This window comes from Kordiimonas lacus (genome assembly GCF_001550055.1).
GTDB classification, from domain to species: Bacteria; Pseudomonadota; Alphaproteobacteria; order Sphingomonadales; family Kordiimonadaceae; genus Kordiimonas; species Kordiimonas lacus.
The window spans coordinates 335,774-351,881 of the sequence record NZ_LRUA01000002.1; the positions used below are offsets into that span (position 1 = coordinate 335,774).

The window sequence follows — 16,108 nt, forward strand, 5'->3', positions numbered from 1 at the left end:
TAAGGCTTGTCAAATGTTATATATATCAATGGCTTGGCTCTACTGTACCACAAGTACACTAGAAGGCCCATTGCCAAATAGAGATAGTGGCCGCGACTGGGCGGCTTCGGCTGCTCAAGGAGACCAAGAAAAACGCGAGGATACCATCATGACAACAACCTTTTTACCCAAGGTCGGCGGTCCGCTTTACCTGACCGACAGTGGGCTCGAAACCACCCTGATCTTCCACGAAGGCCAGGAATTGCCTTATTTTGCGGCGTTTGACCTTTTGAAGACCGAAGACGGGCGTGCATCGCTCAAGGCCTATTACATGCGCCACGGCGAGATCGCGCTTGCCCAAGGAATGGGCTTTCTGATGGAAGGGCCAACCTGGCGGGCAAGCGCCGACTGGGGCGATAAGCTGGGCTACGCGCCGGACGAACTGGCGGCCGCGAACAGGGCATCGATCGAACTGATGCAGAGTGTGCGGGATAGCCTGAAGGCCCGAGGCGATATCCCTGTTCTTGTCAGTGGTTGCATCGGGCCGCGTGGTGACGGCTATGTGGCCGGAGATGCCATGACTGCTGAGGCAGCCCATGCCTATCATCAAGCACAGGCCATCGCCTTCAAGGAGGCCAGAGCGGATATGATTGGCGCCATCACCATGACCAATATTCCGGAAGCGACGGGTGTTGCGCTGGCTGCAAAGACGGCCGGAATCCCGGTTGCCATATCCTTCACTGTGGAGACAGACGGCCGCCTGCCAAGTGGTGACAGCCTCAAGTCGGCGGTGGCCGTAGTCGATGCGGCGACGGGCGGGTATCCGGCATACTATATGATCAACTGCGCCCATCCTGAGCATTTTGATCACGTGCTGGAAAGCGGGGCAGCCTGGATGGACCGGATTGGCGGTATGCGGGCCAATGCGTCCCGGTGCAGCCACGCGGAACTGGACGAGGCAGAAGATCTGGATGACGGCAATCCGGAAGAACTGGGGCAGCAATATCGCGCGCTTCTACAAGCCCATCCGCAGATTGTTGTGCTGGGTGGGTGCTGTGGCACTGACCACCGTCATATCCACAGTATTGCAAAGGCTTGTGTGTCGCTTGGTCAAGCTGCCTAGAAGTGGATTTTCAATATGGCGTTGATCGCCACCTGATCGGTATCGAAGGCCGCAGTGTCTTTGATGCCGAACTGGTTCTTCCAGATGTCGATCTCGGTACCAAGCCATATTTTGCCCGGTTCGCCCCATGTGGCGCCCAGGTCCCATTTGATCTGTGGCACCAGATGGAGGGCTGTTTCCTGTGGGCCCCAGCCCACTACATAGTCCATGAAGCCATCGATGACGAACGCCTGTTCACCCACTTTGAAAGGGCGTGACCACGCAATCGTCCATTGCATGTCGTCAAACCCGGCACCAAGGCCGGTGTCCTTGCGGGCATAGGCATGGACGTTGAAATAGCTGAAGCCCGGCAGGTTCAGATCAACGGCACCGCCGATCAGCAGGCCTTCAACGCCATCCTTTCCGCGTTCCCAGGTGGTTGCGATCAGCACATCACGAACCAAACCATCTTCTGAAAATTTGAGCCCAGCGACTTTGCCAAGGCTCAGGCGTGGCGAAATTTCACCGTACCAACTGCTGCCGGTGAAGGCATTGTCGTGATAATCCAGATAGTCGAAAAAGCCGAACACATCGCCCCAGTTCCAGGCACTGACGTGCTCAAATGTCAGGGTGGAAATATTGTTCCCCGGCACCTCGAAACCTGTGCCAGTCAGAGCGGTAATGCTATTGTCCATCCAGATGAGCGGGCTGGAATCTTCTGCAACTGCCGGAGTGCCGGTAAGGAGAGTTGCAAGTACCAAAGGGCGCACGACAGCCATACCTATGCCTCCCGCACGTCGGTGAGGAAGCGCTTCACATCGTCGCCTATAGTGCCTGAAAGCTCGTCCAGCCGTTCAGCGACCGCCATTACGCTGTTGGATGCTTCACCAGTCTGGTTGGCCCCTTCTGTCACCTGGCCGATTTCACTTGCCACCTTGTCAGTTTGCTCGGACGCGAACTGAACGCTGCGGCTGATCTCAGACGTGGCGGCTTCCTGTTCCTCCACGGCGCTTGAGATGGCCAGCGTGACCTGGTTGAGTTTGCTGATGGTCTCGTCGATCGCTTGCATGGCGCTCACGGCTTCGCCGGTCAGGCCCTGCATTTCACTGATCTGGGCAGTGATGTCCTCTGTGGCTTTTGCGGTCTGGTTGGCAAGGGACTTCACTTCTGACGCCACCACGGCGAAGCCCTTGCCGGCGTCGCCCGCGCGAGCGGCCTCAATGGTGGCGTTCAGGGCGAGGAGGTTTGTCTGCTCGGCGATGTCATTGATCAGTTTCACCACATCTTCGATCTTGGCGCTGGCGACAGACAGGGTATCAATCGCTTCGCTGCCGGTGCCAGCCACCTTGACGGCGTCAGCGGACATCTGGCTTGCGGCCTGGATCTGGCTTGCGACCTCCCTGATGGAGGCCGAGAATTCTTCAATCGCAGACGCCATGGTGGATACGTTGTTCTGCATCTCGTGCGACGCGGATGACACGGATGTTGCCTGCCCGCGCGTCTGGTCAGCCACATCCACCATGGTAGTGGCGGTTGAGCGCATCTCGAGGGCGTTGGCGTTCAGATTCTCAATTGCTTCGGAAATGGACCGATCGAAGGCGGCGATCAGCGCTTCAATGCGGGCGGCATGCTCTTCGCGCTGGCGTGCTTCCTCAGTATCACGGGCATGTTTTTCCCGTTCCAGTGTTGCGCGCTCCTCTGCCGCTTCCATCTCGGCTTTCTGGGCGGCTTCCCGTTCTTCCGCCAACTGCTCGACCTTCTTCATCTCATCTCGGAAGAACTCCATCGCGCGGCCCATGTCGCCGATCTCGTCCTGGCGGCCGGTGTGCGGAATATCGATATCCAGCTTGTTCTCCGCCAGCGTCAGCATGGTGCCGGTGATATCATTCACAGGTGCCGCGATTGAATGGCCAACGCCGCGGGCAATCACAACAGCCAACAGCACACCAAGCGCGCCCGTGACAATCAGGGTCCATGTCTGGAAGCTGAAGGCGCTCAGCATTTCGTCTACGATGGACTGTTGTTGCCCTTGCTGTAATTCAACCAGTTCGTTGATGCTGTACAGAACCTTTTCGAGGGGCGGCCAACTAGTGCCGTCGATCTCCAACTGTCGGGCTTGCAGGCGGGCGTCTTCGCCGCCCTGCATTGCCAGGTCTATCTGGCGGCGGAACATCGTCTTCAGGGTTTCGGTATTCGCCTTCAGTTCCCTTGCGATCCGCAGGCCGTCACCATTTTCTTCTTCATATTCACGATACAGGTTGATCAAGGTTGTGATGTCCCGGTCAAACTGTTTGGACCGGTCCTCGAACAGGCCCACCAGATAGTCATTTTGCGTCAGGACGGTCCCGCGTGTTAGCGCCAGCATATCGGTGACGTCATATTGTACCTGCCGCAGCATGGCGGTGGATGCATAGCGGTTCGCTGCCAGCTTGGTGGTCGACTGCACCCCTTGCACCTGGATCAAGTTGCCGATCACAAATAACAGCAAAAGCGCTACCAGCGCACCTTGGCCGAGAGCAAGTTTCATTGTCAGGGAATAGTCCCGCAGAAAAGCATCAAAGAATCGTCTCATCGAAGAGCTCCAGGAAGGCGCCGTGGCGCATTAGACCGAAACAAAGGAACTGGGGCCATCTGCCGGCCCGAATGGCGGGATTCGAAATCCGACATCATTGTCCCAAAGCAGGGTTAAAGTTGCGTTAGCGGTCTTGCCAACTGGCAATAAGCGCCTTGCCGGGGCGCGAACCATGCAGTATAGCGGGATCAGGTGGTGCTGGCCCGGCGCCAAAGGCGTTGGGCAGCTAAGAGGGAACACGGACGTTGACCCCGTCAACTGCATGCCGTGGCTGTACCCGCAACTGTGATTGGGGACGCGTTTCAACAAGGCCCACTGGACCGCTAAGTTTGGTCTGGGAAGGGTGAAACGGCGGATGATCCAAAAGCCAGGAGACCTGCCACCGCGTCGCCCATCTGTCAGCCGGGCTAGCTGATCAGAGCGGTTCTCCCGCAATGGCGACAATCCCGCTGAAATGCGCGGAGATTGTCCCTGTCTTTGAAGGCAAGCTCCCGTTCAGTGGTTTTGTGAAACCAAGAATGATGGGAGCGGGCATGCCCTCAAGCCTGCAATTGAAACACTTTTTGACAGCTGCTTTTGTTGTGGCAGGCATTGCTGCGCGCGCAGGTGCAGCGCCCACCGTGGCTGGGCTTGATTTCTGCGCCGACCAACATGTCCTGGCCTTCGCTGACCGGCAGGATATTGTCGCTGTGTCGGGGGATGCCACCAGCCCGAATTCTTTTTACTTCCGGCGGGCCCGAGGTCTCCATGCGCTCAGGGGGGGCGCCGAAGAGGTTCTGATGCTGCGGCCGGATATCCTTGTGCGCAGCTACCGGGGGAGCCTGTCTATGGATGCCAAGTTTGAGCGTGTCGGCATTACCTCTTACCAGCCGCCTTATGCCTTCAACTTCGAGGCCAACCTGAAGAATTTTGGGGCTGTTGCCACGCTTTTGGGGCACGAGGCAGAGGGCAAGGCCTTCATGGCGGACTATATGGCCCGGTACCAAGCGCTAAAGCAGGCTGCCCCTATTCCCATGAAGACGGTCTATATGACTCCCAGCGGCTTCACGGCAGGGAAGGGAAGTTCGGTAGACGATATGATCCGACTGGCGGGGCTTGACCCTATTGCTGAGGACCTTGGCCTGAATGGCTGGGGGCCTTTGCCCCTCGAACAGCTGGTCATGACGCCGCCTGACCTGGTGGTTGGCAGCTTTTTCGAGGAGGGGGCTGTTCATATTTCCAATTGGAGCAGCGGGCGCCACACAGTGTTCCGCGATCTGGTGAAAGACGTGCCGTCGATCATGGTGCCAAGCGGCATGATGTCCTGCGGCGGTGCCTTTACGGTGGATGCTGCCGAATATATCCGCGCGGAAATCAAACGTCGTGAATTGATGCCAAATAGGGTTGCCGCCGGTGCGACCGGGGAGGAACAAGAGTGATCAGGAAGCTGCAACAAAACGGCTGGCTGCTGAACGTGTCGCTGATGGGGGTTATCCTGATCGTGGCGCTGATGTCAGGCATGTTTGGCCAGGTGGACCTCGATGTTGCGCAGGTGGCGGCGGCTGTATTTGGGCCGCCCGACAGCCCTGAGGCCATCATCGTGCGCGAACTGCGTTTGCCTAGGGTGCTGCTGGCTATTCTCGCCGGTGCGTCGCTAGGCTATTCCGGTGCTGCCCTTCAGGGGCTTCTTCGCAACCCGCTGGCTGATCCGGGTGTGATAGGCGTGTCGGCCAGTGCCAGCTTGGGGGCAGTCATTGCCATTTATATGGGGCTGGCGGCGATGTCGTCTCTCGCCATTCCAGTTATGGCCATGGCGGGTGCATTTGTTTCAACCGCCATCCTGATGCTGCTGGCCTCGCGTGACGCCAGCGTCCTGACATTGATCCTGGCCGGGATTGGTATTTCAAGCCTGGCCACTGCCGCCATTGCGCTGGTGATGAATTTTACCTCAAACCCGGTGACGGTGCAGGAAATGGTGATGTGGATGCTGGGGTCGCTTGAAAACAGGACGTTTGACGACCTCACATTGGCAGGGCCTTTCATCATAGCTGGATGGCTTGCAATGCTAGGTGTGGGGCAGGGCCTGAACGCCCTGAGCCTTGGTGAAGAGGCCGCCCAGACGCTGGGGATTGACCTTAAACGCCTGCGCTGGCGCGTGGTGCTGGGGACAGCCCTGTCTGTGGGGGCGACCGTATCAGTTTGTGGTGCCGTGGGTTTTGTCGGCCTAGTGGTGCCCCATATGGTGCGGGCCATGATTGGTTATGAGCCGCGCCGCCTGCTGCTGCCGAGCGCGTTTCTGGGCGCGATCCTGATGATGCTTGCCGATATCCTGACCCGCTTGCCCATCGGCCACGGTCAGCTGCGCCTGGGCGTGGTGATGGCCATCATTGGCGCACCGGTATTCCTCTATATCGTGTTCAAGACGCGGGAGAGCATGCGATGAACGGGCTGGAAATTCAAAACCTGGCCGTCACGCTGGGTGGCAACGCCATCTTGCGCGATGTGTCTTTCACCGTTGAGCCCGGCCAGGTGGTTGGGCTGATTGGCGCGAATGGCGCCGGTAAAAGTACAGCGTTGAAAGCTGTGCTTGGCATTGTTGAGCCCGAAGCGGGCGACATCCGCATCGGTGATCAGGACGTGGCGGCCCTCGCGCCCCGCGAGCGAGCCAAGAAGCTTTCTTATGTGCCGCAGGGCGCGCCGGTTCACTGGCCGCTGACGGTCGAGCGACTGGTGGGGCTTGGGCGTACACCGCACCTGACGCCCTGGCAGGAAGTGAGAGAGGAGGATCAGGCTGTCATCCGGAGCGTGATGGAAGAAACAGACTGCTGGCACCTTCGCAACCGGTTGGCCACAACCCTTTCGGGGGGTGAACGGTCCCGGGTGCTGCTCGCGCGCACCATGGCGGTTGGAGCACCCTTCATGCTGGCGGATGAGCCCACGGCGTCGCTGGACCCGCTGCATCAGCTTCAGGTGATGGACATCATGCGCGGGCAGGCGGCTTGTGGTGCCGGCGTGCTGCTGGTGCTGCATGATCTCAGTTTCGCGCTACGCTATTGCGACCGCTTGGTGCTGCTACATGAAGGAGGCGTACTGGCGTCTGGTACGCCAGCGGATGTGCTGACAGACGCCCATTTGGAAACCGCTTTCAAGGTGAAGGTGGCTCGCTGGTCTGAGGGCGGTGAGCAGTTCCTCGCGCCGCATGTGGCTGGGGGATAGGCCTTGGCGCGGTCCCTCATGCTGCAGGGCACGGGCTCTGACGTTGGGAAGTCCGTGTTGGTGGCGGGGCTATGTCGCGCGTTCCACCATCGTGGCCTGACGGTCAGGCCCTTCAAACCCCAGAATATGTCCAATAATGCGGCGGTCGCCAAAGAAGGCGGCGAGATCGGTCGTGCCCAGTGGCTGCAGGCACAGGCATCCTGCGTTGACCCCAGTGTTCATATGAACCCGGTTCTGCTGAAGCCGGAAAGCGACACGGGCGCCCAGATTGTGCTGCAGGGGCAGGTATATGGCCGCGCCGAAGCCCGAACCTACCAGGAACGCAAACAGGAACTGTTTGCCCGCGTGGTGGAAAGCTTTGACCACATGAAGGCGGAAGCCGACCTCGTACTGGTGGAAGGCGCGGGCAGCCCGGCAGAGGTGAACCTGCGTGCCACTGACATCGCCAACATGGGCTTCGCGCTGCCAACCCAGACCCCAGTGGCGTTGGTTGGTGACATCAACCGCGGCGGTGTGATTGCGGCCATTGTGGGTACGCATGCGCTGTTGCCGCCTGAGGAACGGGCGCTGATCAAAGGGGTGATCATCAACCAGTTCCGCGGCGATGTGCGCTTGTTTGATGGCGGGCTGAAGACCATCACGGATGTCACGGGCTGGCAGAACTTTGGTGTGGTGCCCTTTCTGAGCTGTGTGCGGGACCTGCCGGCTGAAGATGCGGTGGTGCTCGAGAGCGCGAGCGAAAAACGCGAAGGCGGTTTGCGCATCGTGGTGCCCATGCTGTCGCGCATTGCCAATTTTGATGACCTTGATCCCCTTCGGGCTGAGCCGAATGTCGAGGTGGTGTTCGTGCGGCCAGGTACGCCCCTGCCGCGTGATGCCGACCTCATCGTGCTGCCGGGCACAAAGGCCACTATTGCGGACTTACGCTTCCTGAAAGCCGAAGGGTGGGACACCGATATCATAGCCCATGTACGCACAGGCGGGCATGTTCTGGGTATTTGCGGTGGCTATCAGATGCTGGGGCAGAAGGTGTTTGATCCTGAAGGTATTGAAGGTGCACCTGATGAAGAAGCCGGCCTTGGTCTGCTGGACGTGGAAACGGTCTTGTGCCGCGCCAAGGAAGTGCGAGATGTGGCGGGTCATGCCCCGGACCTGGGGGCTGAGGTGACCGGATATGAAATCCACACAGGCCGCACGTCAGGCCCCGCACTCGACCGTGCCTTCATTCTTTCTGGAGGGGAAAGGCTGGGTGTAGTGTCTCAACAAGGTCGTGTGATGGGGACATATGTACACGGGCTTTTTGACAAGGCAGCCTTTCGCAATGCCTTCCTTGCCCGCCTTGGGCTGGCGAATGGCATGATGGAAGATCATCACCATCGGGTGGACCGGGCGCTGGATGAACTGGCGGAGGCCCTTGAAAAGCACCTTGATCTTGATGCCCTTTATGCGGCAAGCAGATAGACAGGCATACAGCCACGGGTAGCCAAGGGGCGCGGTTATGGAAAACCTACTGACGATCTTCGATATCGCGGGCATCTTTGTGTTTGCGGTCTCAGGCGCGCTGGCCGCCATCCGGAACGGCATGGATCTTTTTGGTATTATTGTTTTGGCGCTGATGCCGGCGGTCGGCGGTGGCACGCTGCGGGACTTGATGCTGGACCAGCCAGTGTTCTGGATTGAAGGCACCCAAACCATCTGGATCGCCCTCGGCGCTGCACTCATTACATTTGTCGGGGCGCGTTACCTGGACGGCAAGCGGCTGAAGTGGCTTGCCTGGGCTGATGCCATCGGGCTGTCACTCTTTTGCGTTGTCGGTGCCGAAAAGGCCCTGGGCGTCTCAGGCAGCATGCTGGTGGCCACCATGATGGGAGTGGTGACAGGCGTGGCGGGCGGTATTATCCGTGACGTTATCTGCAATGAAATTCCGTTCGTGATGAAAAGAGGCGAAATCTATGCCACGGCGGCTTTCTTTGGCGCCGGCGCTTTTTGCCTTCTGGTGTATGTCGGGGTTTCCGGGCCGATTGCCTTGTGGCTTGCCATGCTTGGGGCATTCCTGATGCGCGCCGGCGGCATCGTCAAGGGGTGGACCCTGCCGCAGGCGCTGCACTAATTCCCTAGAAGCTCAGTATTTTTCCCGTTTTCGGGCTGACACGGCCATCGACCATATCGGTGTAGGTCGCAAGCATCATGCTAGGGCCTTCATCACGCTCGATGTCGATCCAGCTGGCGGCGGGTTTGATGAAGCTGAGCCAAGCTTCGGCTGTGTTTTTCTGGAAGCCCTCCGGGCCCCAATCCGCCAACCGCTTCTGGCCTTGGGACGGTGCAAAGAACATCGTCGGCTTTGCGCCTGGCAGGTTGGAATTATCGCCCATCTCGTCCCAGTGGGACGCGCCAACGGCACAGCTGTAAACCAGATTATCGGCGAAGTGGGTATGCATATCTGTGCGCACCTGCCCACTGCCGGCCATGTCGATATAGATGGTCTTCTTGCTGGCATCCAGACTAGCCACATCGTCATAGGCAACGGTGCGGTCATAGCAGCCCAGGCTTTCCACGAATGCTATGTTCCCGGGCGAGGTAAGGCCGATCACCTCAATGCCGTCCCTTTTGGCCAGCTGGAACGCGGCGCCGAATGCAGTTTTTGAAGATGCGCTTGAAAGCACCACCTGCGTGGCACCGAAAAAGTCATTGTCGGCCATGAAGTCATCAATCAGGAAGCTGGTCATGAAAAGCGGCCTGAAGATCATCTGCAGGTCTTCCATGCTTTCCACATACCCAGGGTCCGTGGCGGCATTGACATATTGGTTGTAGACAATGGCCAGTTCTGATCGGTGAGCGCTGCCGTCAAGGAAACCACCCGGTGATACCTTGGCTGGCTTGACCACCAGATGTGTGGACATTGGGTAGTACCCATAGAAGCGTTCGCCCACCTTCACTTCCGGGTGGTTGCTGGCCTCAACGTCGGCGAAGCCCCACACGGGAATGCGTCCCCAGCCGTCGCTTGCCGGGAAAAACTGCCAGTATTTCATCACGTCACCGAAGGCCGCATAGGTCACATTGTTGGCGGTAAAAGCGAACCGGTCCAGCTTCAGAAGCACGTCACCATCCTTCAGGTCAGGCAGGTCGTGGCTTCTGAATTCTGTTTTATGGAGGTCCGCTTTCGCGACCAGAAAATCGGTGCACTGTGTCATGTGATGCTCTTTTGTCCATGGTTTTCATTTTGTTCGTTACACATGACCTAGGGTGAAGCTTTTCGCATTCAACTTCTCTTGTCGGGTGTAGGGCAAAAAGGCATACTGCATCCAATTGGAGATCCTAGAGGACGGATATAATGGACTTTTTCAATTCGGACGACCTTGATACCGACAAGCTGGTGGCCCAGGCCACAGACATGGGTATCACCATTCTGGCAGCTATTCTTGTTCTGGTTATTGGCCTTTGGCTGGCCGGATTCGTTGAGCGCCGCCTAAATGCCGCCTTCAAGAAAAGCAGTAAAATCGATCCTACGGTATCGAGCTTCATGGCCAGCCTTGCAAAATATGCGGTGATCATCTTTACCGGTATTGCGCTGCTGGACCAGTTTGGCATCGAGACGACATCTCTTGTGGCGGTACTTGGTGCGGCCGGCCTCGCCATTGGCCTCGCGCTGCAGGGCACTTTGTCGAACCTTGCTGCGGGTGTAATGCTACTGATTTTTCGGCCGTTCAGGGTGGGGCAATTTGTTGAAGTAGGAGGTCATGCGGGCACAGTAAAGGGGATCTCCCTTTTTCTGACCAAGCTGGACACCGGCGACAATGTGCGCATTACCATCCCGAACAATTCGGTATGGGGTAGCTCCATTCGCAACTTCAATCACCATGATACCCGGCGCCTGCAGATTGTGTATGGCATCGGCTATGGCGACGATATCGACAAAGCGATGGAGATTATCAAGGCCAGCATTGAAGCAGACGAGCGCTGCATGAATGATCCGGAACCAGTGATTGCAGTGACATCGCTTGGCGAAAGTTCGGTGGATATCATGGTGCGCGTCTGGTGCGCGTCCGGCGACTATTGGGCGCTCAATTGGCATCTGCTGAAAACCGTGAAGGAACGGTTCGACGCCGAAGGGGTTTCGATCCCATTCCCGTGCCGCACCATTTACCAAGGCGAATAGGAGTTCAAGGCTACATCTTTCGTTTATAATTGTTGATCAGGGCAGCCTGCAGCCGGTCAAAACCATTTCATTGGTTGACTGTGCCGCAGCTGCCCTGTTTTATGTCGCGGGTGAGCCCTGCGGCTGGGTGGTGCAGGGCTCACATCAAAAAGAATATGGGCAATAACAAAAAATATCTCGTTACAGCTCCTGGAGGGGATCAATGATTAAAGCAGTACTCAAGTCGTCCGTTGCGGCGACGGCGCTGTTGCTTGCGGCATGCGGCAACGGTGAACAATCCAATGATACGCCTGCGAATGAGCAGGTTGTGGCCAAAGCCGAGGTGAAGCCTGAACTGGGCAGCTTTGGTGTCGACCTGACGGCGCAGAAAGAAAGCGTCAAGCCAGGCGACAATTTCTTCGAATATATGAACGGTACATGGCTCGATACTTTCGAGCTGCCGGCTGACCGCACCAACTACGGCGCCTTCACAGTGCTGGCTGAGCGCTCCCGCGACCGGACCAAAGCCATCATCGACGAAGTGACCGCTGGTGACTTCCCGCAAGGGTCTGTCGAGCAGAAGATCGGTGACTATTATAACAGCTACATGGATGTGGAAGCGATCAATGCCCGCGGTATTGAGCCCCTACGTCCGCTCCTTGATGAAATCGCGGCTGTTGAAGATGTGGCGGGCCTGACCCGCATGTTCGGCCGTGACGGCAAGGATAGCATGATTTCGCCGGTGTCGGGTGGCCTGGGCATCGACCGTGAAAACCCTGACTACTATATCCTGAACCTGGGCCTTGGCGGCCTTGGCTTGCCGGATCGTGACTATTACCTGGATGACAGCGAGCGCTTCCAGGGTATCCGCGAAGCCTACAAAGCCCATATCGCTGAAATGCTTGGGTTTGCTGGCGTCAGCACAGAAGATGCTGCCTCGCAGGCAGAAACCATTCTGGCGCTTGAAACCAAGCTGGCCGAAAAGCAGTGGGACCGCGCAGACCGCCGTGATCGCACCAAAAACTTCAACCCAACCACGATGGAAGAGCTGAAGGCAAACTACACGGGCTTTGATTGGGATGCCTTCTTCGGTGCAGGTGGTCTTGAAGGCCTGAAGAAGGTCAACGTCACCGGCCCGCAGCCTCTGAATGATGCCATCGCACTGGTGAATGAAATTCCGGTCGCAGACTGGAAAGCTTACCTTAGCTATCACACCATTTCGAACCATGCCGCCATCCTGTCCGAGGAAATCGATACAGCGAACTTCAACTTCTTCGGTAAGACACTGCGCGGCCAGCAGGAACAGCAGGACCGCTGGAAGCGGGCCACTGCGCGCGTGGGTGCATTGGACGCGCTCGGTGAAGCCATCGGTCAGGTGTATGTGAAGCGTCACTTCCCACCAGAAGCCAAGGCTGAAATGGTCAAGCTGGTGGAGAACCTGCGTACGGCCATGGGCCAGCGCATTGATGGGCTTTCCTGGATGGGTGAAGAGACCAAGAAGGAAGCGCACGCCAAGCTGGCGTCCTTCAATCCGAAGATCGGTTACCCAGACAAATGGAAAGACCTATCCAAGATTGATATCAAGGATGGTGATCTGTTTGCCAACGCCAAAGCGATTGATGCCTTCAACTATGAAGACCTGCTCGGTCGCTTCAAGCGCAAGACCGACAAGGACGAGTGGTTCATGACGCCACAAACGGTCAATGCCTACTATAACCCGCAGTTCAACGAGATCGTGTTCCCGGCCGCTATCCTGCAGCCGCCATTCTTTGATCTGGGTGCTGATGCCGCCGTCAATTATGGTGGTATTGGCGCGGTGATCGGCCACGAAATGGGCCACGGCTTCGATGACCAGGGGTCCAAGTCCGATGCCACTGGTGTGCAGCGCAACTGGTGGACAGACGACGACCGCGCGGCGTTTGAAAAGCTGACGTCCACGCTTGGCGGCCAGTATGACCAGTATGAGCCGGTGCCGGGCAACCATGTGGACGGCACCTTTACCATGGGTGAAAACATCGGTGACCTGGGCGGCCTGCGGATGGCCTACACGGCCTACAAGCTGTCGCTGAATGGCAAGGAAGCGCCTGTGATTGACGGCCTGACCGGTGATCAGCGCTTCTTCATGGCCTGGGCACAGGTGTGGAAGCGCAAGTATGCGGAAGAAGAGCTTCTGAACCGCCTGAAGTCTGACCCGCACAGCCCGTCCGAATACCGCGTCAATGGTATCGTGCGTAATATGGACGAATGGTATGAAGCCTTTGACGTGAAAGAAGGCGACGCGCTTTACCTTGCGCCAGAGGATCGAGTCCAAATCTGGTAAGCGGATAGGCATAGAAATACTGAAAGGGCTGGGGATTTCCCCGGCCCTTTTCGTGTGATCCAAAGAGCGGACAGTGCTTGGGAGCATTTTTCATGGACGACTTTGGGTGGGCCAACCTCCATGGGTCAAGCAACATGTCGGCGCAAGTTATAAACCTTTCGTCGCATTACCCTGGCCGCTTCGCGGCCGCCGCCGATAAATCTAGTCCTTGAATTAAAATGTCCAGTCATGGGGGGAGGACACCAATGACCAGAACCGGTTTGGTGCTGCTTGCAGCCGCTTTTCTTTTATCAACACCTTTCATTTCAGCCGATGCCGAATCCGAACCGCAGATAAGGCACCACAAGATTGCAAAAGGGTTCCACGTTCTTTATGGCGGGAATGGTCTTGGGGCATCTGTGGGTGTGATTGAGACCTCAGACAGTCTGGTGCTCGTTGACGCCATGCGCGACCGCACGACTGCCAAGCTGGCGGCAGCGCTTCAGGAAATTTCGGACAAGCCGGTCAGCCATGTGTTCAACACGCACCGGCATGAGGACCATACCAGCGGCAACAGCGCCTTCGTCGAGCAGGGGGCAATTCTTGTGCGCCAGGCCAATGGCCCGGGCGCTGGTGAAGGCCGCCAGATCCGCTTCGAGAAAAAGGTGATATTGAATGTCGGCGGCGTGCGTTTCGAAGCCTATTCAGTCCAGTCTCATACGCCGGAAGATGCGCTGATCCGGGTTCCCGCGGCCAATGTCATTTTCCTGGGCGACACATTTACCACCAACTGGCACCCGACTTTTTATTCTGGCGGCGAAGCTGGCCAACTTGCCGTGGTTGAACGGGTATTGGCCCTTGCGGACGATAAAACGGTTATTGTGCCCGGCCATGGGAATGTGACGAACCGGCAGGGGGTGATTGTTTATCGGGATGCCTTCCGCGATTGGATGGATCGTATGCGCGAGTTGGCCTCCGCCGGGTGGACGGCTGATCAAATGGCAGCTGATGTGGAATTGAAGTCTATTTCGAAAAGGTTTCTGCAGGATGGCAGCAGAGACGAGATGAGGCCGGCGGGCTATAGGCGTTTCATCAAGCGCACGATCTCAACTGAATTGACGACGGCAAATGAAAGCGTGCTGCCACACCTTGGCGAGTATGTCGGCACCTACCGTTATGCAGATGGCATGTTGCTTCGGGTTGAACTAGCGGAAGGTGGTTTAACGATTTTCGAAGGTGGCCAACTTTCAGGCCACGTCATTCCGCTGTCGAAAGACAAGTTCCATTTCCCAGGCAGGCTGGAGGGAGAGGGCCATCTGACATTCCAGTTTGATGGCGGCGGCAATGTCACTGGCGCTACGTATGTCGGCGAAGACCAAAGTTGGCCCGCTGCACGCGTCCGCGACTAGTGAGATAGCGGATTGTCTGGTATCCTGGGCATACGTGTGGAAGGGGGGCACCATGACGACATCAATTTTTTGTCGCTTTACAGCAATCTCATTGTTCTTGCTGTTGCCGGGATGTGTGGGCAACAGCTTCTTTTGTAAAGCCGAACATGAAGATCCGAAAGTCGCTAGCTTGATGCGTGATAGCTGCCAGGGTAACCGCGGTGCCAGCATGCAACTCGGGTTGTGGTTCGAGGGCGAAGAAGACTATGAGCGTGCCGCGCGCTATTACCGTGCTGCTGCCACGCCCGATATTGGCCAGACCTATATCTATGTGCCGCCGGCAGGCGATGTGGGCGGCTATGTAATGCCCATCGACACCGGCCCGCACACGCCGGGCAATGCCGAAGCGCAATACCGGCTGGGGTTGATGTACCGTGACGGCAGGGGCGTTAAGCAAAGCGCCTCCAAGGCGCGCAGCTATTTCCGGCAGGCCGCTGAGCAGGGCCATGCAGACGCAAAAGCTATCCTGGCAGTTACCGGGTAGCCTCCTTGATGAGCCAGTCCCTGAAGGTTTTCACTTTTCGCAAGCTACCGCGGCCGTCGGCGTATGCCAGATAGTAGGCGTTCCGGCTTTTCACGGGGCCGCCGAAGGGTGCGATCAGGCGGCCGGTCGCCAGGTCGTCTGCCACATACATCAGCGGCAGCACGGCAACCCCTAGGCCCGACCGCGCGGCTTCGATCATCATGGTGAAATTCTCGAATTGGGCCCCGCCTCGCGCACTGCTGTCTGAAAGTCCTGTTCCTTCCAGCCATTCGGTCCAGACGGTCGGACGGGTGGTCATCAGCAGTCTGTCATAGTCCGCGATGTTGGCGTCCTCCTTGCCCTTCATCAGGGCGGGGGCGACGACCGCAATGATTTCCTCGTCGACCACCTTGTGGCTGGTCATGCCGGGCCAGTTACCGTCGCCATACTGCACAGCAACATCTGCATTCGCCGTCTTGAAGTCATCAGGTGTCAGGCCGGTGATGATATTCAACTGGATGTCGGGGTACGCATTGGTGAAGACGCCAAGGCGGGGGATCAGCCAGCGGGAGCCAAACGTGGGCAGAAGGCCCAGCCGTAACACCCGGTCATCCGCACCCCAGGTGATGAGCCTGAGGGTTTCGCTCTCAAGCCCAGCCAGCAGGGGCGCGACGGCATCCGCATATTGCTTACCAGCTTCTGTGGGAATGAGCCGCTTACGCTCGCGGGTGAACAGGCTTTGACGCACAAACTCCTCCAGGTTGCCGATCTGGCGGCTGACGGCGCTTTGCGTCAGGTTCAAGGCTTCTGCGGCACGGGTGACCTGGCCGGTCTTCATGACTTGTTCGAAGCATTCGAGAGCGATCAGGCTTGGTATTCTGCGTTTCATGGTTCTAATTCATGATTATTTGTAAT

Annotated in this window: 14 protein-coding genes and 1 riboswitch; of the genes, 10 read left to right on the plus strand and 4 right to left on the minus strand. The window is 57.7% G+C overall.

Going from position 1 to position 16,108, the window contains the following annotated elements; all coding sequences use genetic code 11:
* The first annotated feature begins 148 nt into the window (after nucleotides 1–148).
* Nucleotides 149–1,102: a homocysteine S-methyltransferase family protein gene (locus KORLAC_RS02755; RefSeq protein WP_068302572.1), complete on the plus strand. Its 954-nt coding sequence runs from the start codon at nucleotides 149–151 to the stop codon at nucleotides 1,100–1,102.
* Here KORLAC_RS02755 and KORLAC_RS02760 read toward each other — a convergent pair.
* On the minus strand, nucleotides 1,099–1,860 hold the full coding sequence (locus KORLAC_RS02760; RefSeq protein ID WP_068302574.1) for an outer membrane protein OmpK: 762 nt from the start codon (nucleotides 1,858–1,860) through the stop codon (nucleotides 1,099–1,101). The genes KORLAC_RS02755 and KORLAC_RS02760 overlap by 4 nt on opposite strands.
* Nucleotides 1,861–1,862: 2 nt before the next feature.
* Nucleotides 1,863–3,653, minus strand: coding sequence for a methyl-accepting chemotaxis protein (locus tag KORLAC_RS02765; protein ID WP_068302577.1), 1,791 nt, complete (start codon nucleotides 3,651–3,653; stop codon nucleotides 1,863–1,865).
* Nucleotides 3,654–3,829: 176 nt separating this feature from the next.
* Nucleotides 3,830–4,051, plus strand: a riboswitch (cobalamin riboswitch).
* Nucleotides 4,052–4,216: 165 nt separating this feature from the next.
* On the opposite strand from KORLAC_RS02765, the gene KORLAC_RS02770 reads away from it, so the two are divergent.
* Genes KORLAC_RS02770 through KORLAC_RS02790 form a run of 5 tightly spaced genes read left to right on the plus strand, consistent with a single transcriptional unit; the run spans nucleotide 4,217 to nucleotide 8,958 of the window.
* A complete protein-coding gene (locus KORLAC_RS02770) occupies nucleotides 4,217–5,071 on the plus strand; it encodes an ABC transporter substrate-binding protein (protein WP_160328584.1) in 855 nt (284 codons plus the stop codon).
* 44 nt (nucleotides 5,072–5,115) lie between these two features.
* The gene (locus KORLAC_RS02775) at nucleotides 5,116–6,075 is read left to right on the plus strand and encodes a FecCD family ABC transporter permease (RefSeq protein ID WP_068303132.1); all 960 of its coding nucleotides are present in this window, start codon (nucleotides 5,116–5,118) and stop codon (nucleotides 6,073–6,075) included.
* Complete coding sequence (locus KORLAC_RS02780; RefSeq protein WP_068302583.1) at nucleotides 6,072–6,848, plus strand: ABC transporter ATP-binding protein; 777 nt, start codon at nucleotides 6,072–6,074, stop codon at nucleotides 6,846–6,848. The genes KORLAC_RS02775 and KORLAC_RS02780 overlap by 4 nt, the downstream gene beginning before the upstream one ends.
* Before the next feature lie 3 nt (nucleotides 6,849–6,851).
* Nucleotides 6,852–8,309 carry a cobyric acid synthase gene (locus KORLAC_RS02785; RefSeq protein WP_068302586.1) on the plus strand — a complete coding sequence of 486 codons (1,458 nt, stop codon included), beginning with the start codon at nucleotides 6,852–6,854 and terminating at the stop codon, nucleotides 8,307–8,309.
* Between the two features lie 37 nt (nucleotides 8,310–8,346).
* Nucleotides 8,347–8,958, plus strand: a complete 612-nt coding sequence (locus KORLAC_RS02790; RefSeq protein WP_068302588.1) for a trimeric intracellular cation channel family protein — start codon at nucleotides 8,347–8,349, stop codon at nucleotides 8,956–8,958.
* 4 nt (nucleotides 8,959–8,962) lie between these two features.
* Here KORLAC_RS02790 and KORLAC_RS02795 read toward each other — a convergent pair whose 3' ends face one another.
* Nucleotides 8,963–10,039, minus strand: coding sequence for a DUF2855 family protein (locus tag KORLAC_RS02795; protein ID WP_068302591.1), 1,077 nt, complete (start codon nucleotides 10,037–10,039; stop codon nucleotides 8,963–8,965).
* 140 nt (nucleotides 10,040–10,179) lie between these two features.
* Between KORLAC_RS02795 and KORLAC_RS02800 the strand changes: the two genes are divergently transcribed.
* The 4 genes from KORLAC_RS02800 (at nucleotide 10,180) to KORLAC_RS02815 (ending at nucleotide 15,214) form a co-directional block, all read left to right on the plus strand.
* Nucleotides 10,180–11,004: a mechanosensitive ion channel family protein gene (locus KORLAC_RS02800; protein WP_068302594.1), complete on the plus strand. Its 825-nt coding sequence runs from the start codon at nucleotides 10,180–10,182 to the stop codon at nucleotides 11,002–11,004.
* Between the two features lie 202 nt (nucleotides 11,005–11,206).
* Complete coding sequence (locus KORLAC_RS02805) at nucleotides 11,207–13,303, plus strand: M13 family metallopeptidase (RefSeq protein WP_068302596.1); 2,097 nt, start codon at nucleotides 11,207–11,209, stop codon at nucleotides 13,301–13,303.
* Between the two features lie 245 nt (nucleotides 13,304–13,548).
* On the plus strand, nucleotides 13,549–14,691 hold the full coding sequence (locus KORLAC_RS02810) for an MBL fold metallo-hydrolase (protein ID WP_068302598.1): 1,143 nt from the start codon (nucleotides 13,549–13,551) through the stop codon (nucleotides 14,689–14,691).
* Between the two features lie 52 nt (nucleotides 14,692–14,743).
* A complete protein-coding gene (locus KORLAC_RS02815; protein ID WP_206594842.1) occupies nucleotides 14,744–15,214 on the plus strand; it encodes a tetratricopeptide repeat protein in 471 nt (156 codons plus the stop codon).
* Here the strand turns inward: KORLAC_RS02815 and KORLAC_RS02820 are convergent.
* Nucleotides 15,204–16,082, minus strand: a complete 879-nt coding sequence (locus KORLAC_RS02820; protein WP_068302609.1) for a LysR substrate-binding domain-containing protein — start codon at nucleotides 16,080–16,082, stop codon at nucleotides 15,204–15,206. The genes KORLAC_RS02815 and KORLAC_RS02820 overlap by 11 nt on opposite strands.
* Nucleotides 16,083–16,108 lie beyond the last annotated feature (26 nt).

Bases quoted from the DNA above. Each gene is read 5' to 3' on its own strand.
- KORLAC_RS02755 (WP_068302572.1), top strand. From the start codon at position 149: ATGACAACAACCTTTTTACCCAAGGTCGGCGGTCCGCTTTACCTGACC.
- KORLAC_RS02760 (WP_068302574.1), bottom strand. From the start codon at position 1,860: ATGGCTGTCGTGCGCCCTTTGGTACTTGCAACTCTCCTTACCGGCACT.
- KORLAC_RS02765 (WP_068302577.1), bottom strand. From the start codon at position 3,653: ATGAGACGATTCTTTGATGCTTTTCTGCGGGACTATTCCCTGACAATG.
- KORLAC_RS02775 (WP_068303132.1), top strand. From the start codon at position 5,116: ATGGGGGTTATCCTGATCGTGGCGCTGATGTCAGGCATGTTTGGCCAG.
- KORLAC_RS02780 (WP_068302583.1), top strand. From the start codon at position 6,072: ATGAACGGGCTGGAAATTCAAAACCTGGCCGTCACGCTGGGTGGCAAC.
- KORLAC_RS02790 (WP_068302588.1), top strand. From the start codon at position 8,347: ATGGAAAACCTACTGACGATCTTCGATATCGCGGGCATCTTTGTGTTT.
- KORLAC_RS02795 (WP_068302591.1), bottom strand. From the start codon at position 10,039: ATGACACAGTGCACCGATTTTCTGGTCGCGAAAGCGGACCTCCATAAA.
- KORLAC_RS02800 (WP_068302594.1), top strand. From the start codon at position 10,180: ATGGACTTTTTCAATTCGGACGACCTTGATACCGACAAGCTGGTGGCC.
- KORLAC_RS02805 (WP_068302596.1), top strand. From the start codon at position 11,207: ATGATTAAAGCAGTACTCAAGTCGTCCGTTGCGGCGACGGCGCTGTTG.
- KORLAC_RS02810 (WP_068302598.1), top strand. From the start codon at position 13,549: ATGACCAGAACCGGTTTGGTGCTGCTTGCAGCCGCTTTTCTTTTATCA.
- KORLAC_RS02815 (WP_206594842.1), top strand. From the start codon at position 14,744: ATGACGACATCAATTTTTTGTCGCTTTACAGCAATCTCATTGTTCTTG.
- KORLAC_RS02820 (WP_068302609.1), bottom strand. From the start codon at position 16,082: ATGAAACGCAGAATACCAAGCCTGATCGCTCTCGAATGCTTCGAACAA.